General features: G+C 42.1%; 20 protein-coding genes. All 20 read right to left on the bottom strand.

Translation table 11 applies throughout. From position 1 onward, the window contains the following. Positions 1-45 precede the first annotated feature (45 nt). Positions 46-1,089 carry a dihydrolipoamide acetyltransferase gene (locus D8790_RS05335; protein WP_125387845.1) on the bottom strand — a complete coding sequence of 348 codons (1,044 nt, stop codon included), beginning with the start codon at positions 1,087-1,089 and terminating at the stop codon, positions 46-48. A 227-nt stretch (positions 1,090-1,316) separates the two neighbouring features. After that, positions 1,317-2,309, bottom strand: a complete 993-nt coding sequence (locus tag D8790_RS05330; protein ID WP_125387844.1) for an alpha-ketoacid dehydrogenase subunit beta — start codon at positions 2,307-2,309, stop codon at positions 1,317-1,319. A 19-nt stretch (positions 2,310-2,328) separates the two neighbouring features. Next, positions 2,329-3,297, bottom strand: a complete 969-nt coding sequence (locus D8790_RS05325) for a thiamine pyrophosphate-dependent dehydrogenase E1 component subunit alpha (protein ID WP_125387843.1) — start codon at positions 3,295-3,297, stop codon at positions 2,329-2,331. A gap of 392 nt (positions 3,298-3,689) precedes the next feature. Next, a complete protein-coding gene (locus D8790_RS05320) occupies positions 3,690-4,856 on the bottom strand; it encodes an ATP-grasp domain-containing protein (protein ID WP_125387842.1) in 1,167 nt (388 codons plus the stop codon). Between the two features lie 27 nt (positions 4,857-4,883). Next, positions 4,884-5,624: an esterase family protein gene (locus tag D8790_RS05315; protein ID WP_125387841.1), complete on the bottom strand. Its 741-nt coding sequence runs from the start codon at positions 5,622-5,624 to the stop codon at positions 4,884-4,886. Between the two features lie 26 nt (positions 5,625-5,650). Continuing rightward, positions 5,651-6,475, bottom strand: coding sequence for an alpha/beta hydrolase (locus D8790_RS05310; protein WP_125387840.1), 825 nt, complete (start codon positions 6,473-6,475; stop codon positions 5,651-5,653). Positions 6,476-6,590: 115 nt separating this feature from the next. Beyond that, positions 6,591-7,925, bottom strand: coding sequence for a methylenetetrahydrofolate--tRNA-(uracil(54)-C(5))-methyltransferase (FADH(2)-oxidizing) TrmFO (trmFO, locus tag D8790_RS05305; protein ID WP_125387839.1), 1,335 nt, complete (start codon positions 7,923-7,925; stop codon positions 6,591-6,593). A gap of 100 nt (positions 7,926-8,025) precedes the next feature. Next, positions 8,026-8,961, bottom strand: coding sequence for a hypothetical protein (locus tag D8790_RS05300; RefSeq protein WP_125387838.1), 936 nt, complete (start codon positions 8,959-8,961; stop codon positions 8,026-8,028). Continuing rightward, the gene (locus tag D8790_RS05295) at positions 8,958-9,458 is read right to left on the bottom strand and encodes a phosphoribosylanthranilate isomerase (protein WP_125387837.1); all 501 of its coding nucleotides are present in this window, start codon (positions 9,456-9,458) and stop codon (positions 8,958-8,960) included. The genes D8790_RS05300 and D8790_RS05295 overlap by 4 nt, the downstream gene beginning before the upstream one ends. Before the next feature lie 60 nt (positions 9,459-9,518). After that, entirely contained in the window at positions 9,519-11,612 is a 2,094-nt protein-coding gene (gene topA / locus D8790_RS05290; RefSeq protein ID WP_125387836.1) for a type I DNA topoisomerase, read from the bottom strand. 84 nt (positions 11,613-11,696) lie between these two features. Continuing rightward, a complete protein-coding gene (gene dprA / locus D8790_RS05285) occupies positions 11,697-12,539 on the bottom strand; it encodes a DNA-processing protein DprA (protein WP_125387835.1) in 843 nt (280 codons plus the stop codon). 105 nt (positions 12,540-12,644) lie between these two features. Continuing rightward, entirely contained in the window at positions 12,645-13,208 is a 564-nt protein-coding gene (locus D8790_RS05280) for a sugar O-acetyltransferase (protein ID WP_125387834.1), read from the bottom strand. Positions 13,209-13,237: 29 nt separating this feature from the next. Beyond that, positions 13,238-14,005 (bottom strand): ribonuclease HII, encoded by a 768-nt coding sequence (gene rnhB, locus D8790_RS05275; RefSeq protein WP_125387833.1) that lies wholly within the window; start codon positions 14,003-14,005, stop codon positions 13,238-13,240. Continuing rightward, positions 13,992-14,843 carry a ribosome biogenesis GTPase YlqF gene (gene ylqF / locus D8790_RS05270; protein WP_125387832.1) on the bottom strand — a complete coding sequence of 284 codons (852 nt, stop codon included), beginning with the start codon at positions 14,841-14,843 and terminating at the stop codon, positions 13,992-13,994. The genes rnhB and ylqF overlap by 14 nt, the downstream gene beginning before the upstream one ends. 105 nt (positions 14,844-14,948) lie before the next feature. Continuing rightward, positions 14,949-15,863, bottom strand: a complete 915-nt coding sequence (locus D8790_RS05265) for an MBL fold metallo-hydrolase (protein WP_125387831.1) — start codon at positions 15,861-15,863, stop codon at positions 14,949-14,951. A 3-nt stretch (positions 15,864-15,866) separates the two neighbouring features. After that, a complete protein-coding gene (locus tag D8790_RS05260; protein ID WP_125387830.1) occupies positions 15,867-16,979 on the bottom strand; it encodes an acyl-CoA dehydrogenase family protein in 1,113 nt (370 codons plus the stop codon). Between the two features lie 12 nt (positions 16,980-16,991). Next, positions 16,992-17,906 carry a LysR family transcriptional regulator gene (locus D8790_RS05255; protein ID WP_185761911.1) on the bottom strand — a complete coding sequence of 305 codons (915 nt, stop codon included), beginning with the start codon at positions 17,904-17,906 and terminating at the stop codon, positions 16,992-16,994. Between the two features lie 184 nt (positions 17,907-18,090). Next, on the bottom strand, positions 18,091-18,744 hold the full coding sequence (locus tag D8790_RS05250) for a 3-oxoacid CoA-transferase subunit B (RefSeq protein ID WP_005590348.1): 654 nt from the start codon (positions 18,742-18,744) through the stop codon (positions 18,091-18,093). A gap of 1 nt (position 18,745) precedes the next feature. Continuing rightward, positions 18,746-19,471, bottom strand: a complete 726-nt coding sequence (locus D8790_RS05245) for a CoA transferase subunit A (RefSeq protein WP_125387828.1) — start codon at positions 19,469-19,471, stop codon at positions 18,746-18,748. 16 nt (positions 19,472-19,487) lie between these two features. Then, entirely contained in the window at positions 19,488-20,267 is a 780-nt protein-coding gene (locus D8790_RS05240) for an enoyl-CoA hydratase/isomerase family protein (RefSeq protein WP_005590351.1), read from the bottom strand. Positions 20,268-20,278: the final 11 nt, after the last annotated feature.

Raw genomic sequence — 20,278 nt, 5'->3', positions numbered from 1 at the left:
TCTTACTTCCTTTATCTATATCTCTAAAAATAAATACTGTATTATTTAAACCAACATTGAGATTGGGTTCTCAATTAAGGCTTTCAAGTCTTTCATAAACTTAGCACCAGCCATACCATCTACGACACGGTGGTCAATCGTTAATCCAAGGCTCATGATTGGACGAATCACAATCTCGCCATTTACAACTACAGGTTTCTCTACTGTTGAGCTAACCCCGAGGATTGCTGAATTTGGTTGGTTAATAATAGGACCAAAGGACTGAACACCAAACATTCCCAAGTTACTGATTGTGAATGTTGAATTTTGCAGTTCACTTGGAGCCAATTTGCCATCCAAGGTACGTCCAATCACATCCTTGAAGGCTACAACCAACTCTGAAAGGCTCATCTTCTCAGCATTGTAAACAACAGGTGTCATCAAGCCATTATCCATTCCCACAGCCATAGCAAGGTTGACATAATTGTGAGTGATAATGGTCTTGCCGTCTTCGGTCAATGAAGCGTTGATGTATGGGTGCTTCATCAGTGTCTTAACAACAGCGAGAGAAAGCAAGTCAGTAACCGTAATTTTCTTACCAGTTGCTTCCATGATTGGCTCAAGAACCTTCTTACGAAGCGCCAACATTTCTGACATATCGACATCGTAGTTGAGCGTGAAGGTCGGCGCAGTTAGGTAGGATTCAACCATACGTTGGGCGATAACCTTACGCATTGGTGTCATTGGAATACGCTCAATCTCACCATAAGGAGTGATATTGTCTGGAACTTCTTCCACTTTTTCGATCTGAGCAGGAGACTTGATGGTATCGTTTTCGATATTTTCAGGAAGCAAGGCCAAAACGTCCTTCTTCATAATCTTACCACGATGACCCGTTCCTTGGATTTCCTGCCAAGCAATGTTATGTTCGAGGGCAATTCGTTTTGCAAGTGGCGAAATGCGAACCACATTTGTGTCTTTATAAGTTTCCACATCTTCTTTGTGGACACGACCGTTTGCGCCTGAGCCAGAAACGTCGTAGAGGTTGATACCTAGATCATCCGCTAACTTTCTAGCCGCAGGAGTCGCTCTTAGCTTGTCATCAGCCATGACCTCTCCAATTCTATTTATGATACAAAGGGCGTTTAAAAGCGACCGAAAAATAGGAAATCAACGCAGACTTCGATGAAGTCAAGGAGATTTATCTTTTTTCCGAGCTTTTAGCCCACACTAAATATAAATATTAAAAGTACTTATTAGGACCTCTACACAAGATTAGATTACATAAAATAATCTATGTAATCTAATCCATGAGAAAGCCTTTTCTTTATTATACCTTATTCTTTATGATATGTCTTCCGAATAGCGTCTTTGATGCTTTCAAGAGTCGGAATCATTGCATTTTCCAAGTTTTGTGCATATGGCATTGGCACATCTTCTCCAGCACAACGGCGAATTGGTGCATCTAGATAGTCAAATGCTTCAGATTCAGAAATAATCGCTGAAATCTCTCCGATATAACCACTTGTTTTGTGGGCATCGTTGACGAGAACAACCTTACCAGTCTTTTTAACAGAGTTGATGATAATTTCTTTATCAAGTGGCACCAATGTACGTGGGTCAACGACTTCTACAGAGATACCTTCTTCTGCCAATTCTTCAGCCGCCTGCATGACACGGCGAAGCATTTTACCGTAGGTAACAACTGTTACATCTGTACCTTCGCGTTTGATTTCCCCTACCCCAAGTGGGATCGTGTAGTCTGGATCAACTGGCACTTCCCCTTTTTGGTTAAATTCTGACTTGTACTCAAGAATGATAACTGGGTTGTTATCGCGGATAGAAGCCTTGAGGAGGCCTTTCATATCAGCAGGCGTACCTGGTGCTACTACCTTGAGGCCTGGAATGTGGGTAAACCAAGACTCTAGAGATTGTGAGTGCTGCGCTGCGGACCCCACTCCATTACCAGCCGCACAGCGAATGGTCATCGGAACTTGCCCTTTACCACCAAACATATAACGTGTTTTAGCCGCTTGGTTGACGATATTATCCATAGCAATTACAGCGAAGTCCATGAAAGTCATATCAACAATCGGGCGAAGTCCTGTCATGGCTGCTCCTGCTGCTGCTCCAGAAATCGCTGCTTCTGAAATCGGACAGTCGCGTACACGCTCAGGTCCAAATTCTTCCAGCATACCAACAGATGTTCCGAAATCTCCACCGAAAACTCCGACATCCTCTCCCATCAAGAGTACATTTTCATCGCGACGCATTTCCTCAGACATAGCGAGGATAATGGTGTCACGAAATGACATTGTTTTAGTTTCCATTTTCTTTTTTCTCCTCTCTTTAGTCTGCGTAAATATCTTCAAAAGCAGATTCAAGCGGTGGGAATGGGCTTTCTTCTGCAAACTTGACAGATGCTTCTACCGCTTCTTTGACACTAGTTTGAATAGCTTCTAGTTCCTCCTCACTTGCAATGTCATTTTCTAGCAAGTAGTTGCGAAGATTTTCAATGGGATCTTTTTTCTTCCATTCGTCTACTTCTTCACGAGTGCGGTATTTACCAGGATCAGAAGATGAATGTCCTAACCAACGATAGGTTACACTTTCGATCAAGACCGGTCCTTTACCACTACGGACGTGCTCGACAGCCTTTTGGAAGCCTTCATAGACATCCAGAACATTATTTCCGTCTTCGATGAACATGCCTGGGATTCCATAGGCTGCGCTGCGCTCGTGGATGTGTTCCACATTGGTCATTTTCTTGATATCCGCAGAGATTCCATAACCATTGTTAATGCAGTAGAAAATAACTGGGAGATTCCAGATAGAAGCCATGTTAACTGCTTCGTGGAAAACACCTTCGTTGGTCGCACCGTCACCAAAGAAACAGACGACAATCTTACCTGTCTTCTGCATTTGCTGAGTAAGAGCCGCACCGACAGCAATCCCCATACCGCCACCTACGATACCATTGGCACCAAGGTTCCCAGCGTCCAGATCGGCAATATGCATAGAGCCGCCTTTCCCTTTACAAGTACCATTGTACTTACCTAGGATCTCGGCCATCATACCATTTAGGTCAATGCCTTTGGCAATGGCTTGACCATGTCCACGGTGATTAGAAGTGATTAAATCATCCGGATTCAAAGCTAACATTGCACCAACGTTGGCCGCTTCCTCACCCACTGAAAAGTGAGTCATGCCTGGAACTTTCCCTTTTTTTACAAGTTGTGCAATTTTTAAGTCCATACGACGGATTTCTTCCATCTTACGAAACATCTCTAATAAGAGAGATTTATCTAAGGTTGCCATTTCTTTGCCTTTCTAAAACCCCATTCAATCGAGTGTACGGGCAGCTGCAACTATTTAAGTTGTACTAGGATATTATGAATATCCCAAGCGCTCTAGCTGTCCTATCATTCCGAATGATACAGGGTATAAGCATTATTTATTTCTCTTCTATTCTAGCGAATATTGAAAGCACTGTCAAAGTTTTTGCTCAAATTTTTTCACAAAGAAAAATCAGCATATCGCATGGATAGGCTGATTGATAAATCAAAAATAAATATTTCACAAACTATCATTCTTAGATTTTTTGAATGGTTCAATAGATTCAAAACTAGATTCTCATTCTATTTCCGAAACACTATTATATATGCTGACTGGATGTTCACCGTTGTAAGGAAGCTATTTACTATAAAAGATTATTCTGCTTTCTTTCCAAAGTCAGTAATCATCTCTTCCATCTGCTCCCGACTTGGAGTGGTCAGCATGTAGAGGTAATCACCTTGCAACTCTGCGAAAGCCGCTGGCATATCTTTTTTGACTTTAAAGTTATCACGATATTTCTCTAGCAACTCCGCCTCTGAATAGGCATAATGTGAGCTTGCGCGACGAGATGTTGCCAAGCAGAATAATGGCTCCATGTCTGATTCGGGGAAAGGTTCCCCCGCAACAATATTCGCGTATCCACGATAGAGATCGATTGAGTGAGCATAATTATAAACATCGATGGTGAAACCACCTGCTGGACGATTATTGTATTCGATAGCTATGTAATCATCGTCTTTGCGGAAAAATTCGATATGGAAAAAGCGCTCTTTCATGCCAAATGCTTGGACGATGGCTTCTCCATAAGCACGAAGTTTTGGATCCATCTCCTTGAGGACATAGTAAGAATTATCCATTTTATAAAGCATGAGGTCTAGCGGTGTGTAGGCGTAATCAAAAGTTGTTGAAAAGACAATATTCCCCTCGGAATCAATCAGTCCATCAAATGTGCAGATCTCACTAGAAGTCACAAATTTTTCAAAGAAATAGACGGTCTCCTGATCCCACTCAGCCTTAAAATGTTCAACATCCGCGGCTGTTTCAATCTTAAATGTGGCTGCAGCTCCTACCCCGTTGTCTGGTTTAGCAATCAGAGGGAGGCCGATTTTTTTGACTGCTTGTTCCACATCCGATAGTTTTTTGACAACCTGACCTGGAACGACTGGCACACCAGCTTTCTGGAAGAGTTTCTTCATTTCAGACTTGAACTTGGTCTTTTTCAGGTCATCCGGCTTGGCTCCAAAAACGTTAAATTGTTCCCGCAACTGGGCATCTTGCTCCAGCCAGTATTCATTATGAGATTCGATGCGGTCAATCGGTCCATGTTTGTAGAAAAGGAAGGCTACCGCTCGTTTAACTTCGTCCAGATTTTCCAAATTGTCAACACGGAAATACTCGGTCAAAGCATGCTGGAGGCCTGGGCCTAACTGCTCATAGGGCTCCTGTCCGATACCAAGCACTGTAATGCCCTTGTTAGCCAGCTCAATCGTAAACTGCTGGAAATTTTCTGGATAATAAGGTGAAATAACAATATAATTCATAGTAAGACTTCCTTTCTACTTAACATTTTAGAGATTTAACTGGCTCAAGAAATAAGGCATCTGCTTGCGCCACCAAATCCAATCATGAGACACATCATGTCCCCATTCAGCAAACCAGGCTGGGATATTTTTGTGTTCGCAAGCTTCTTTCAGTGTGTAGAAGGAAGGAAGGCCATCCTGCTCCCAGTCGCCCAAACCGGTACAAACGATAATATCAGCCTGCCGATAGCGGTCAATAAACCAACCATCATTTTGGTGCCAGATATAATCAGCTGGCGAGTTTTGATAAATGGCTTCGTCGTTCAAATTGTCACCGACAAAGAAACGTGCATCATAGACACCACTGAGGGCGATTACTTTATTGAAAACATCTGGATGTTGGAGGAAGAAATTGACTGCATGATAAGCGCCCATAGAGCAGCCTGTCGTCATCATTGGATCAAACCAGCCTGTCTTGTGTTTTATAAAGGGAATTGCTTCTTCAATGACATAACGCTCATAAGCACGGTGCATCTCAGCGCGGTCATGGGGATGTTTCCAGTCCGCCAGCCAGCTTTCGCTATCCACGCTGCTGAGAGTGAAAAACTGAACCTTCCCTGCCTCGATAAACCAAGAGCAGGCCTCAATCATGCCGAAATCAGCATATTCGTTGTGAGAACCGCCTGACGAGGCAAATACTACCACTGGAATACCAGCATGACCGTAACGATTGACATACATTTCACGGTTCAGATGACCGCTCCAATGACTTAAAAATTCTACATGCATTTGTTTTCTCCTTTTAGCTTCTTTTCCTACCACTTTTCACTGATAAAGCGGAAACAGTCGGGCAGGTTTTCCGCCCAGTCCACTTCATTGTGAATCGCTCCAGACTGGATTTTGATGTGGAGATTGTCCAGCTCCACACCAGCAGCAATCAGCTGACGGTAATAACTGAGCGAAGAATCAATATAGGCTTGTTTGATATTGCCTGCCATGAGGGTCTTATCTGTATCATCAGCCTCCTCCGTGCCAACATAGATGAAAACTCGCTGGTCTGGATGCAACTTCTGGCGTTCTATATAGCGGTCAAAAGCTTCTTGGTGGAGCCAGTTGGCCGATGAAAAAACACCTAGACAGCCGACCTGATCCTGATATTCAATGCCGATAAATTGGGTAATATTGCCCCCCAGTGAAGAACCAATCATAGTCGTATGCTGGCGGTCAGGCTTAGTCCGATAATTTTCGTCAATAAAAGGTTTGACGACGTCCATGACAAACTCTGCGTACTCTGTGCCCTTGCCGCCAAACTGGACACCAGGAATATTAGACTCCTGAAACTTCCAAGCGGAATACTCATCCATCCGTCGTGGTCCATCATTGTCAATAGCCACGACTATCATTTTTTCAATATCAGGATTGCGCTTGATTGTCGGAATCACTTTCCAAGAATGCCCGCTGAAAGACTCCTTGCTATAGAGGACATTTTGTCCATCATGAAAATAGACTACAGGATAGGTCTTTTTAGTATCTTGTTCATAATTTTTAGGGAGCAGCACTCGCACGCGCCGTTTTTGCTTGGTGTAAGGAACCACCAACTCATGAGTTTTCATATCAAGATAGAAATAGGATTTATTCATTTTCAGAAAACTTTCTATTTTCAAAATTTTTATTTATTATATCACAAATTAAGCAAAAAAGTTAGGAAATTCCTAACTTTTTAATGATTTTTATTAGATAATGATAGAAAATAGATTATTTATCCAAATAAGGCTGTAAATCCTGCAAGGCACGCTCAGCAATCTTCTCATAGCGCTCTTTCTTATCACGAATCCGAGGCCCATCTAGCTCTTTGATAATACCGAAATTGACATTCATCGGTTGGAAGTGCTTGCTATCAGCGTGAGTGATATAATGCGGCAGACTGCCGATTGCTGTTGTTTCTGGAAAGACAAGTGCTTCTTCTCCCTTGAAGAGTCGAGCGGCATTGATACCAGCAACTAGACCAGAAGCTGCTGATTCGACATATCCTTCGACACCCGTCATTTGCCCTGCAAAGAAAAGATTGGGCTGTTTCTTAGAGCGGAAAGTCTGCTCTAGCAGATTTGGAGAGTCCATATAGGAGTTACGGTGCATGACACCGTAGCGGACAAATTCTGCATTTTCAAGACCAGGAATCATCTGAAAGACACGCTTTTGCTCGCCCCACTTGAGATGAGTCTGGAAGCCGACAATATTATAAAGGCTGCCCGCTGCATTGTCCTGGCGAAGCTGCACTACAGCGTATGGCGTCTTAAAATCTCCGTCGCGAGGTCCTTGATAGTCATCTGGATATTCTAAACCAACCGGCTTCATCGGACCATAAAGCATGGTTTTAATGCCTCGCTTAGCCATGACTTCAATAGGCATACAACCTTCAAAGTATTTTTCTTTCTCAAAGGAATTAAGTGGTGCTTCCTCCGCATTGACCAAAGCCTCATGGAAATCCATAAATTCTTGCTTGGTCATTGGCGCATTGAGATAGGCAGCTTCGCCCTTATCATAACGAGATTTGAGATAGACCTTAGTCATATCGATGGTATTGACATCAATGATTGGCGCTGCCGCGTCGTAGAAATAAAAGCCGTCGCCGCCATTGAGCGCGTGGATTTTTTCGGCCAAAGCATCGCTGGTCAGGGGTCCTGTCGCAATGACTGTGATGGCATCCTCCGGAATTTCTGTGATTTCTTCACGAATGACCTCAATCAATGGATGATTGGTCACCAACTCCGTTACCATCTTAGAAAAACCTTCTCTATCAACCGCTAGAGCGCCACCCGCCGGCACCCAAGTCGCTTCTGCAGCTCTTAAAATGACCGAGTCCAACCGACGCATTTCTTCCTTGAGGAGGCCAACTGCATTGGTCAGCGCATCTCCTCTTAGAGAGTTAGAGCAGACCAATTCTGCAAAATCTGCAGTCTTGTGTTGAGGCGTTGACTTAACACCCCGCATTTCATAGAGTTTGACTGGGATTCCACGCTTAGCAATCTGGTAAGCTGCTTCACTGCCAGCTAGACCAGCACCGATAACATTGATATAGGATGATGACATGATTCTCTCCCTTGGATATTTCTAGATTTTCACTCTGACCATTATAACAAAAAGCTGGTAAAAAAGACAGACAGGAGGATTCCTGAAAGTCTTTCCAAAATTATTCTTTATCAAAACTGAATGTTTTCCAATTCAGTTTGCTTCCATATTTTATACTAAAACGTACTTCAGTATTCTTAGGTAGCTTATCGATTTGAAGTATTTGAGCAAGTAAGTATTCAAAATCAGAATCAGTCCAATTGTCAATATCTTCATTAGTTACTTGTAGGTTTTGTTTTCGTACCTGATCTATATCGATTCGTATTCTAATGCTAAAAGTCGAACGATCATCAGCAACTCTTTTTAAGAGTATATCACGATTGCGAACAAGCGTCTCTTCATTGAGATTGTTGACTCTACTTGGGTCTAAGTTCTTGATTAACGGAGTTAGTTCTTTGACATCCCTCTTCAAAATTGCTTCCCTTTTCTCTTGCTCTTCAAGATGAGTTCTCGGATTACCGCTATATTCTTTTTTGGGCACCAATGAATAACTCGAGTCAAATTTGTCCAATTCAATTGAGTTTTTAATATAAAGCTGCCTAATCATATCATCGTTTAAATATGTTGAAGCCAATCTATCATTTTGAAGTAACTTATTGTATGCTTCATCAAGTCTATCGTAATTGTCATCTTCAGAAACATACTCCATTTCTAAACGGTAGACTGTTTTCTTGGAAAAACCAAAGAATTTCTTCTTTTCAACTTCTTTAAGCCTCGGATTGTATTTAAGGACTGGAGTGCTCTCAACATAATCTTTTTCAAAATCCACATAGACATCAACAAATTGTTTCGTTCCTTTAATGTAAATCGGAGATCCCTGATAACCAAAGGTATCAGCTGTCGAGTATCCTTCTGCTTCTAACCCTGCAGCTTCTACTACGGAACGAATATTGGATATTGCTGTATTAGCTAAATCACGATTTACTCTGTTGTTGCATGCTGACAAAATAAATAATGCGAGAATAGAAAACAGCACACTAATTATTTTCTTAATCACTTTGCTTTTAACATCTCCTCTAAGTAAGCAATCTTAGCAAAATCCTTATGATTGTTATTTTCATTTCGGTAAGAATCTTGTGAAGAAGCTCGGTAGATAGCTAAAAATTGCTCCGCAGTCGGCAGTAAAAACTCAATACCATCAACCTCTTTTCGAGTTAGTTCAGCTATTGGTACACCTGAAAATGCCTCCAAGGTTTCCATGACCCCGAATTCAATAGACAAATCTTCTTTTTGAAATTCGTGCTCGTGCAGATTGACTAAACGATAACCTAGACGCCCCATCATGGGCTCGATCTTGTCCATATCATAAATACGCTCTTCGTCTGGTGCTTCCCAGCCACGCTCATCACCATGAACATGAATATCAATATCCCGCGCCTGCCAGTCCTGACCAGTAACCTGCTCCAGCCCCAAGGAGCCCATCAGCAGTGGAACAATTCCTATCTTGTTCAGTTGAGACGCGATTTTTAGAAATTCTGCAAATTTATCTGTCATAAAACTGCTCCTCTTCTTCAGGAGAAAATATTTTACGTAATATAAATTATGTAATAATAACTATTTCACTTTTTCTTCTTCGTAATCGCCATTGCTGCAGACCACTTGTTTGCCGCCACCACGAACTTTCTTTTCAATCAGATAATGGTCACATTTTGGACAGTTACGTCCAACCGGCTTGTCCCAAGATGTGAAATCACAGTCTGGATAACGATCACAGCCATAGAAAATGCGATTTCGCTTAGTCTTACGCTCGATAACTTGACCTTTCTGGCACTGTGAACAGGTCACGCCGATCTCCTTGACAATAGCCTGGGTGTGACGACAGTCTGGAAAGTTACTGCAGGCGTAGAACTTGCCAAATCTACCCAACTTGATGACCATTGGACTGCCACAGACCTCACAGTCAAAACCAGCTGGTTCATCCTTGATTTGGATTTTTTCCATTTCAGTCTCGGCTTTAGCAACTTCCTTTTCAAAAGGTCGATAAAACTCGTCAATAACTTTCTGCCACTGCTCTTTTCCGACTTCTACATCATCCAGTTTTGCTTCCATTTCGGCTGTAAATTTCACATTTACGATGCCTGGGAAGAATTCGACAATCAGCGCGTTGACTATTTCACCCAATTCTGTCGGCTCAAAGCGCTTGGAAACCAATTTGACATAATAACGTTTCTGAATAGTCTCAATGGTCGGTGCATAGGTAGACGGCCGACCAACACCATTTTCTTCTAAAGTCTTGATAAGAGTCGCTTCAGAATAGCGAGCAGGCGGCTGAGTAAAGTGCTGTTCTGGATTGGTATTGACACGTTTGACGGTATCACCCTTTTCCATATCCGGCAGCATTTTATTCTTGTCAGAGTCGTTGTAGATAGCCAAATAACCATCGAACTTAACCTGACTGCCGTTGGCTGCAAATTGGACACCGTTTTGCTCTAGTTTCACATTCATAGTATCAAAGACTGCTGCTGTCATTTGACTGGCTACAAAACGGTTCCAAATCAGCGTATAGAGCTTAAGCTGATCCTTATCCAGATACTTTGCGATACTTTCTGGTGTATTGAAGACGCTGGAAGGACGAATGGCCTCGTGGGCATCTTGAGCGCCAGAGGCATTCTTAGCCTTACTGCCATGTTTGGAATATTTAGCACCAAATTTATCCGTAATAAAGTTTGCTGCTTCATTTTGCGCCACAGGGCTGATACGAGTCGAGTCGGTACGCATATAGGTAATGAGACCTTGTACGCCAGAACCGATATTAATCCCTTCATAGAGCTGTTGAGCCACCATCATGGTCTTACGAGTTCGGAAATTAATCTTATTAGCGGCATCCTGCTGCATAGAGGAGGTCGTGTAGGGCAGCGGAGCATTGCGTCGGCGTTCCTTCTTTTCAACACTGTCGACAGTAAAGTCATCACCCTTGAGGTGAGACAGAACTTCTTTGACCTCATCGTTGTTGGTCAGCTTCATCTTCTTGCCATTCATGCCGTAGAAGCTAGCCTGAAACTGACGAGTTCCTTTCTTGAAGGTTCCGTCAATCGTCCAGTATTCTTCAGGTTTGAAGGCATTGATTTCATTTTCCCGATCGATAATCAGCTTGAGGGCGACAGACTGCACCCGACCAGCTGACAGGCCTTTTTTAACTTTCTTCCAAAGAATAGGAGAAATGGAGTAACCAACCAAACGGTCCAAAACCCGACGAGCCTGCTGGGCATTGACCAAATCCATATCAATCTGACGTGGCTCTTTAAAAGCATTCTTGACCGCATCTTTGGTAATTTCGTTGAAAACGACACGGTTTTTCTCTTTTTCATCTAGATCGAGAATATGAGCCAGATGCCAAGAAATAGCTTCTCCTTCGCGGTCCGGGTCGCTTGCTAGAAAGACTTGCTTGGCTTTCTTGGCTTCTTTTTTCAAATCGTTAATCAAAGGACCCTTACCACGAATATTGATGTATTGTGGCTCATAGTTGTTCTCAAAATCGATGGACATGGTAGACTTTTTCAGGTCGCGAATATGCCCAACACTGGCCAGAACCTTATAGTTTCGCCCCAGATATTTTTCTATTGTTTTTGCCTTGGCAGGCGATTCTACGATGACAAGATTCTTCTTGACCGCAGACTTTTTCTTTGTTTTTGTTACCAAATTAGACACCTTCTATAAGAAATAAATCTCATAGAGTTTAAACTATTTTTTGAGAGATGTCAACTCGTAACTATTTCTATAGGAAAACTTATTTTAAAATTTAAACTCAGAAAGGACGTCAGAACCTGATGTGATGCACTTTGCACCCTCTTGAATCAAATGATGACAACCGTCCGATTTCCCATCCAAAATGGACCCTGGAATGGCAAAGACATCCCGCCCCTCTTCCATTGCCCGCTCACAAGTAATCAGACTGCCCGAGCGCATCTTGGCTTCCGCCACAATGACTCCTCGACAGAGACCAGCGATGATACGATTTCGCTCTGGAAAATGGAATTTCAAGGGTTGCTCACCCGGCCCATACTCCGTCAGCAATAGATGATTTTTGCCAATATAAGCCTGCAGTTTTTGATTGGCCTTGGGATAGAAGACATCTAGTCCCGTTCCGATGACAGCAATAGTTTGGGCACCATTTTGCAGGGCAGCCATATGAGCCACAGTATCAATCCCACGAGCCAGCCCGCTAACGATAACCAGTTCATTATTCAATTCCTTGATGATTTTCTGCACAGCAGCATTGCCCTGCTTACTGCTGTCTCGACTGCCAACAACCGCTATCTTAGGCATTTCTAGCAAATTTAAATTTCCTTGATAAAATAGCAAAGTCGGTGCATCGTAAATCTCGCATAGATCCCAAGGATACACATCATCCAAGATTGAAAAGGACGGAAAACGTTCAAACTCTTCTTTCAAAGCTGGTAAATCAAGTCGCTTGTACTTTTCCATAAAGAGTGCGGGATTGCGGCACTCAGAAACGACGGCCTTACCTCGCAAAGATAGCTCTCCCTCTTTATTTTCTGCATATCTCAAGATATTTAAGACCTGTTGATTGGTTAAGCCAGATTTTTTCATTTTATAAATTTCAAAATTATTCATTTTTATCACCTCACTTTCTTATTCGTAAAAAAGTTCAAAAAAAGAACTGCAATACAGTTCCTTGTTCCTTATTTGATTAATTATTGAGAAAATGGTTGAGTTCTTCTATTCTTCATGAACAGGAATTTCCTTAATAATCTTAGCAGGATTGCCGGCTAGGACTACATTATCGCCGAATGATTTAGTCACAACTGCACCTGCTCCGACTACCACATTATCTCCTAGCGTCACGCCTGGCAGAATGGTTACACCACCACCAGCCCAGAAATTGTCACCAATCTTAATCGGCGCCCCGTATTCAATACCGGAATTTCTTTCCATAGGGTCAAGCGGATGCAGCGGTGTCAGAAACTGGCAATTTGGCCCCAGCATGGCATTCTTTCCAATAGTAATAGGACAGACATCCAGCATGGTCAAATTCCAGTTGGAATAAAAATTCTCCCCCAAGTGAATGTTAACTCCATAATCACAGACCAAATCTGGATGCAACCACAGATTCTCCCCTGTACTACCGAACCACTCCTTGACGATAGAGCTGCGTTTTTCAACATCTCGTTCTTGGTTAAAACGATACTGAAACTCTCTCGAGCGAGCAGCCAATGCTCTCAATTCAGGATCTTGAGGGCTGTAGTTCTCTCCTGCACTCATTTTTTGGTATTCGCTAGTCATACTTGTCTCCCCATAACGATTAGGATTTCTTATAAATTTATCATGGATTTCACCGGTTCGAAGCTTCGGCGGTGAATCGGTGTGATACCGTATTTGTCCAGTCCTTCCAGGTGCAATTTGGTACCATAACCAGCATTCTGGGCAAAGTCATAGCCTGGATAAATCTGATCAAAATCTGCCATCATCTTGTCCCTCGTCACCTTGGCTACGATAGAAGCCGCAGCGATGGACAGAGAATTAGCATCGCCCTTAATAATGGACTGCTGAGGCAAGGGCAAGTCTAACTTCATCGCATCAATCAAGAGGTAATTTGGCTTAATTTTTAGCTGGGCTATAGCTTCTATCATAGCTAGCTTGGTCGCTTCATAGATATTGACTCGGTCAATCGTTTGATTATCCATAATGCCTAAGCCAACAGCTAAAGCCCGATCTAGCACCGCTTGATAAATTTCCTCATGCTTTTTCTTGGGAATCTTTTTACTGTCATTCAGACCTTTTATTTTGCAGTTAGGGGGCAGAATGACTGCTGCTGCGACTACTGGACCAGCTAAGGGGCCTCGTCCGACTTCATCAATGCCAGCAAGGACTTGGAAGCCCTGACTGTATAGTTCTTTTTCATAGCGTAGCATGTACTCTAGACGTAAGTCTTCATCTAGCTCTGCTTGGATTTCTTTTTGGCGCTTGAGTAAGAGCTTTTGAACACCGCATCGCTCATCCTGCTTTAAAGCCTGAAAAAGCGGATCCTGCAAGTCAGAAACTTGAGCCAGTTGCTCTTGGATTTCCTTAATCGTGGCCATCCAATTCCTCCAACGTATCCAGTGTATAGCGACCTAAGCGCCCATCACGCACTTCCTTGACAAAGAGACTGTAAAAACGATCGTAGTCCTCTCTGAAGCCCAGTTTTTTGGTCATATCCATAATCATATCTGGCGCTTCCAGCTCTAAATCCAGCTGCTTAAAGCGCTCCTGCAATGCCTTGGGATAATGCTCTTTGAAATAATTGAGTCCGAAAATCGTGACCTCATCCATGGGCAGCAAATTGTCCTTGATAGCTCCCGTCAAAGCGAGTTTCAAAGCCACCATTTCATCTTCAAATTTTGGCCAAAGAATCCCCGGTGTATCTAGAATTTCCAAATCCTTATTGGACTTGAGCCACTGCTGACCTTTGGTGACCCCTGGTTTATTGCCGACTATCGCGATTTTCTTACCAGCCAGTCGGTTCATCAGCGTTGACTTTCCAGCATTGGGAATCCCGATAATTATGGTCCGCAGAGTCTCGATTTGAATTCCTCTTTCCCGCTGGCGAGCTAGTTTATCAGCCATTAATTTCTTAGCTGCTTCGGTTACTTTTTTGACTGCAGATTGCTCCTTAGAGTTAATAGCCAACGTTTTGATTCCCTGACTTTCAAAATAGGCCTGCCATTCCTTGGTTAAGTTTGGATCCGCTAAGTCGGCCTTATTTAAAATCAACAACTTAGGCTTATCTCCAACAATTTTGGTCAGCATGGGATTTTGACTGGACAAGGGCAATCTCGCATCCACCAAAATCGTCACAAAGTCTACAAATTTAATACTTTCTTGAACCTGTCTCCGAGCCTTGGACATGTGCCCCGGAAACCATTGAATCGTTGCCATTAAAAACCTCTTTCTTACACTATTCTAGTATCTCATTATACCAAAAAAATAGAGAATAAAATAGTAAAATCGCTCCCTCAAACTGTCAGAAGCGATTCTCTATTCTTATAAAAATGACGGTTTGCGATCCTGTTTATCCGTGAATGGAACTCGTGGTTCACGAATCCTAGTCACATAATCAACAAATTCCTCGCCAGTCTGATCAAACTCAGCAACTGCGAAAAATTGATCGTGGTAAAAGAAAAACTTATAGTGGTTTTCAAAAGCTTCATTGAGCCATTTGTCCTTGGCTACGATTGAACGCATCGGATAATCATCCACTGCAGCAACCCACAGAGGTTTCCGATGAGCATGAGTCAGCACCAAATCAGCCATATGAATCATGGTTTCCTCGCCCTGTTTCAGTAAGATGATGCTGTGACCGTTACTGTGACCGCCTGTATGAACCATTTGAATTTCTGGAATGACGTTCAGATATTCAGTAAAAGTTTCAACCTGACCCTGGATTGGCTCCCAATTTTCCTTTAGATAAGTTCCCCTTGTCCGACTATTGGGATTTCGCATTTCGTACCATTCTATCTCATTTACAAAAATCTTTGCATTTGGGAATTTTGAAACAAGCTGATTGTTTGCATCTAGTCTAGTCAAACCGCCAGAGTGATCATGGTGCATGTGCGTCATTAAAATATGGGAAATATCTTCTGGTTGTAATCCTAAGAGTGCCAAGCTTTCTTCAACGCGGCTCTCAGAAAGAATACCGAGATTACGGCGTTGTTTATCAGAAAGCTTAGCCGTATCAAAACTCGCATCAATTAGATAATTCTGCCCCTTGTATTGAATCAAAATCGGATCTGTCAGTTCAGCCATCATATTTTCTTCTGTTGTTGGATAATAACGTGACCAAACAACCTTTGGTACCGGGCCAAACAAGGTGCCTGCATCTGTGAGCTTATCCGCTCCACGCAACCAAGTCAGCTTCATTTCCCCAAACTGATACTCTTGTAATTTGAGTTCTGTCATCTTTTACTCCTTTAACCATCTCTCTGCGATTTCTTTTCTGATCGAATTTCCTGACCGTCCATAATTCTCAATAATTTCAGCATCTTTAAAATAGCGTTTGATATTCACATGATCAAATTTTTGTAAAGGCCCGATAAGACGGAGAATTTCATCTGTAACCTCTAGCGCTACCTTAGTCATATATAGCTTTATCCGTGCAACAAACTTGGAATCTTCTTCTATTTGATTAGGATAGGATGAGAAATAGGCATCTGCAGCACAAATTTTATTGTACAGATCTGCGAACTTGTACTGATGCAACTCAACATCCATCAATCGCTTGCCGAATCCTCTTTTTACACGTGCAAACTCAAGACCCTTATGAAAAGCACCTTCGGCAACTCCTAAAGCAACCGCACTCAAGCCAAGTTGCATATTCTTTATGATATCATTAAATTGCTCATTTCCAGCCAAGACTCCGCCTAATAAGGCAGTTTCCGGCAGGTGTACATTATCTAAGGTAACAGAACTTAGTGGAAGTCCTAGTAAACCTTGCTTTTCTATCTGCTCACCAATGAGCACACCCGAGGCATTCGTCTCCACAATGAAGAAGCCGTAGGAATCAGGCTTTCCAGTTTCCCTTACTTTAGCTAATACCAAGAGAATATCCGCAATGCTGCTATTTGACACTTTGGCTTTTTCTCCCGAAAGTTGCCAACCTGTCTCTGTCTTGATCGCATAGGTCTCCAAATCTGCCAAACTATTTAGATGCTTAGACTCAGAAAATCCAAGACCTGCTTTACAAGTTCCCTTTACCAACTTATCCAGATAACGCTCTTTCTGTTGCCCCGTACCAAATTTCAAAATAGGATAAACACCATAACAACCTTGGGTCAGCAATATAGTTGAAAGAGCTGGAAATTCATTCGAAATCATTCGAATAGAGCTGATAAAATCAGAAGCCAAAGCCTGATCGCCTTCTGACAAAATCGGTGAAAAAATATCCAAATCCGTCGTCATTACTTCCCAAATCTCCTGAGGAAAGTCGACTGACTCATCATGATTTTTCATGTAGTCTCTGATGGCTGTATTTACATATGAACTCAATGCTGCTGTTTTGGTACTGGACTTCATCATCAATTCTCCCCCCTATGGATGTGGCTCAGAAAGAGGCTGATAATAACCTTTTAAAAGCTCTTCATATACGTATGCTTCTACCTCATTGTAGCTTGCTTTATAAGGCCAGCAGAACCAAATATTGAAAGGCACCGGATCCTTAAAGCGCACAACCTTGAATTTATTCTTATCGACAAAATACTCTAAAGGACGAGGTAACAGTGCAATCATATCGTTTTGATAAGTTGACTCTATCAAGAAATCCCATGTCGATGATAAATAGGCAAAATTTGCTTTTATCTTTTTACTCTTTAATTTTTCAGTGATTAAATCGTAGGTTGTAAATGATTTATTAAAGGTTGCTAAACCGTACTGAGCGATATCTTTCCATTTCAACAATTCTTTGTTTGCCAAGGGATGATTCTTGTCCATATAGGCCACGTATTCATCAACTTGAATGATATACTGTTCATATTTTTTAGGATCCAGATTGGTAGGTTCGATTAATACTGCAAAATTCAGATCCCCTGCAACCAGCTTTTGACGTAATTCATTACTTCCATCCTCAGTAACCTGAATGTTGACTTGCGGATTGTCTTGTAAAAACTTTGGTAAAATACTAGAAAAATATACACGTAAAATCAATGACGGAATGCCCAAGTTAAAGGTACCTTTTTGTTTAAGAGCTTCCATATGAATCATTGATTGCATCTCTTCATGCCGGTTGACAATCTCTGTGGCAAAGCGGTAAATCTTACCACCAGCTTCCGTCAGACTCTCTAATCTTCCATTTCTACGATTGAAGAGCTGGACTCCTTCCGTTGATTCAAAATTTGTGACAAACTGACTCAAGGCTGACTGGCTGATATGAATTTTCTTAGCTGCGATAGAAAGATTGCATCCACATTCGACGATATTGATAAAGTAAGTCATTTGAATTATATCCACTTTTCGTCTCCCATCTTTCAAATTTCACGAGGTAATTTGCCATAAATAAAACAGCAACTGGTCCTCGAAACCATGATGACCAGTTGCTAGTATTCTGATTAAAAACTAATCATCGCTCAAGTTGTTATAAACACATAGTAACACACTTTCAGAGAAAGAGGAGATTAATTGCTTACTAACCTTATTAGATTGACATCGTTTTCAAGTCTTCTGAAACAATTACTTCTCCTGCTGTCTTTTCAAGAACTTCCTCTAGGGTAACACCGGGAGCAAGCTCTTTCAAGAGGAACTTACCATCTTGGAAACCAAAGACAGCCAACTCTGTAATGACTAAATCAAGAACTCCTTTGGCAGAAAGTGGCAAAGTACACTCTGGCAGAAGTTTAGATTGGCCATCAGCAGTAGTATGCTGGATTGCACCGATAACACGCTTCGCTCCAACCAACAAGTCCATCGCTCCACCCATTCCTGGGGCAAACTTACCTGGAATAATCCAGTTAGCAATACTACCATCTTGACTGACTTCCAAAGCTCCTAGAACAGTCGCATCAACATGTCCACCACGGATGATCGCGAAGGAAGTCTGTAAGTCAAATAATGCTGCTCCAGGCAAGAGAGTGATTGGCGCTCCACCGGAGTTTGCTAGGTTTGGATTGTAAGTATCTTTCGTTGGTGTTTCACCAAAGCGAAGCGCTCCATTTTCGGCCTGAAGAATAACGTTTACTCCCTCAGGAATATAGTCAGCAGATGCGTTTGGAATACCAAATCCTAGATTGACAACATCTCCATCTTTAAATTCTTGTGCAACACGTCTTGCAATAATTTCTTTTGCTTTCATATTAGTTCACCCCCGCCAATTTTTTAGTCTCTGTCCAAAGATCACCCATCATTTTATGGTGTTCTTCTGGAGTCAAGCTTTGGACGACATAGTCAACAAGGATGCCCGGAATATAAATATCATTCGGATGAATTTCGCCAGCTTCAACAATTTCATTCGCTTCAACGATAACAGTATCTGCTGCGAGAGCTAATTGCAAGGAAATGTTTTTCGTAGTGCCATCGATATACAAGTTGCCGTATTTGTCAGCTTTAGTCGCTTTGATTAAGGCAACATCAATTTTAAGTGGATCATAGACCAAGTATTCACGGCCATTACGCTCTACTTTTTCATAATCTTTTTCTAAGATTGTTCCGACTCCTGTCGGGGTCAAGACAGCTCCTAAGCCAGCTCCAGCTGCATGGAGACGCTCGACAACAGTTCCCATCGGTGTAAATTCGACTTCCATCTTCTTTTCAAAATACTCACGTTGAGCTGCTGCAGATGTTCCTACGTGGGCTGCAATATATTTTTTCACTTGGTGATTTTCACAAAGTCGTCCAACCCCAACTTCTTTACCAGGATGAGATGTTACCACCGATACCAAAGTCAAGTCTTGCTGGTTTTGTTTTACTAATTCTTCAATCAATTCAAAAGGTTCACCGACTCCGAGGAATCCAGAAATTCCAACAATATCACCAGATTTGACTTTAGAAATAGCTTCTGATAATGATACAACTGATTTCATGCTGATACCTCCTCTTTTACTTACGATTGAAAACAGCTTTGCGTTTTTCAACAAAAGCACGCATTCCTTCTAGTTTGTCTTCTGTAGAGAAAAGCAAGGCTTCTGCTTCTGTTTCCAGACGGATTGCATTTTTAAGAGGAAGTTCCGCACCAACTTGAATGACATGTTTTGCTTTTTCAACAGCTAACGGTGCATTCTTCATGATGGCTGCGGCTAATTCTTCAGCTGAAGACAACAATTCTTCAGCAGGAACCAGTTTGTTAAGAATACCTAAGTCATAGGCTTCTTGACCTTTCACTGTACGAGCAGTGAAGATAAGTTCTTTGGCACGGCTAGTTCCAATCAAGCGAGACATCCGTTGAGTACCAGCAAATCCCGGAATAATACCCAAGCCAACTTCTGGGAAGCCAACCACTGTTTTTTCAAATCCAATACGGATATCTGTTGAAAGTGCTAGCTCCATACCACCACCGAGTGCATAACCATTGATGACTGCAATCGTTGGTTGGCGTAAATCTGAAAGGCGAGTAAATGTATCATTTGCAAATGTCATGTATTCAAAGGCTTGAATAGGTGACATCAAATCCATTTCCTTGATGTCTGCTCCGGCGACGAATGCTTTTTCTCCTGCTCCAGTTACGATGACAACGCGAATTTCTTCGCTTTTCTCAACTTGATCAAGAACTTCATTCAAATCAGCCAAAACTTGAGAACTCAAGGCGTTCAAAGCTTCAGGACGGTTGATAGTGATATATCCAATCCCATTTTTAACTTCTAATAAAACAGTTTTACTCATTTTTATGCTCC

The organism is Streptococcus cristatus (genome assembly GCF_003943535.1).
Taxonomy (GTDB): Bacteria; Bacillota; Bacilli; order Lactobacillales; family Streptococcaceae; genus Streptococcus; species Streptococcus cristatus_L.
Note: the sequence above shows the minus strand (reverse complement) of the source record. Positions and strands in the feature narration are given on the sequence as shown.

Excerpts from the sequence above, each read along its gene's own strand:
- D8790_RS05335 (WP_125387845.1), bottom strand. The coding sequence starts at position 1,089 with ATGGCTGATGACAAGCTAAGAGCGACTCCTGCGGCTAGAAAGTTAGCG.
- D8790_RS05330 (WP_125387844.1), bottom strand. The coding sequence starts at position 2,309 with ATGGAAACTAAAACAATGTCATTTCGTGACACCATTATCCTCGCTATG.
- D8790_RS05325 (WP_125387843.1), bottom strand. The coding sequence starts at position 3,297 with ATGGCAACCTTAGATAAATCTCTCTTATTAGAGATGTTTCGTAAGATG.
- D8790_RS05320 (WP_125387842.1), bottom strand. The coding sequence starts at position 4,856 with ATGAATTATATTGTTATTTCACCTTATTATCCAGAAAATTTCCAGCAG.
- D8790_RS05315 (WP_125387841.1), bottom strand. The coding sequence starts at position 5,624 with ATGCATGTAGAATTTTTAAGTCATTGGAGCGGTCATCTGAACCGTGAA.
- D8790_RS05310 (WP_125387840.1), bottom strand. The coding sequence starts at position 6,475 with ATGAATAAATCCTATTTCTATCTTGATATGAAAACTCATGAGTTGGTG.
- trmFO (WP_125387839.1), bottom strand. The coding sequence starts at position 7,925 with ATGTCATCATCCTATATCAATGTTATCGGTGCTGGTCTAGCTGGCAGT.
- D8790_RS05295 (WP_125387837.1), bottom strand. The coding sequence starts at position 9,458 with ATGACAGATAAATTTGCAGAATTTCTAAAAATCGCGTCTCAACTGAAC.
- dprA (WP_125387835.1), bottom strand. The coding sequence starts at position 12,539 with ATGAATAATTTTGAAATTTATAAAATGAAAAAATCTGGCTTAACCAAT.
- D8790_RS05280 (WP_125387834.1), bottom strand. The coding sequence starts at position 13,208 with ATGACTAGCGAATACCAAAAAATGAGTGCAGGAGAGAACTACAGCCCT.
- rnhB (WP_125387833.1), bottom strand. The coding sequence starts at position 14,005 with ATGGCCACGATTAAGGAAATCCAAGAGCAACTGGCTCAAGTTTCTGAC.
- ylqF (WP_125387832.1), bottom strand. The coding sequence starts at position 14,843 with ATGGCAACGATTCAATGGTTTCCGGGGCACATGTCCAAGGCTCGGAGA.
- D8790_RS05265 (WP_125387831.1), bottom strand. The coding sequence starts at position 15,863 with ATGACAGAACTCAAATTACAAGAGTATCAGTTTGGGGAAATGAAGCTG.
- D8790_RS05260 (WP_125387830.1), bottom strand. The coding sequence starts at position 16,979 with ATGATGAAGTCCAGTACCAAAACAGCAGCATTGAGTTCATATGTAAAT.
- D8790_RS05250 (WP_005590348.1), bottom strand. The coding sequence starts at position 18,744 with ATGAAAGCAAAAGAAATTATTGCAAGACGTGTTGCACAAGAATTTAAA.
- D8790_RS05245 (WP_125387828.1), bottom strand. The coding sequence starts at position 19,471 with ATGAAATCAGTTGTATCATTATCAGAAGCTATTTCTAAAGTCAAATCT.
- D8790_RS05240 (WP_005590351.1), bottom strand. The coding sequence starts at position 20,267 with ATGAGTAAAACTGTTTTATTAGAAGTTAAAAATGGGATTGGATATATC.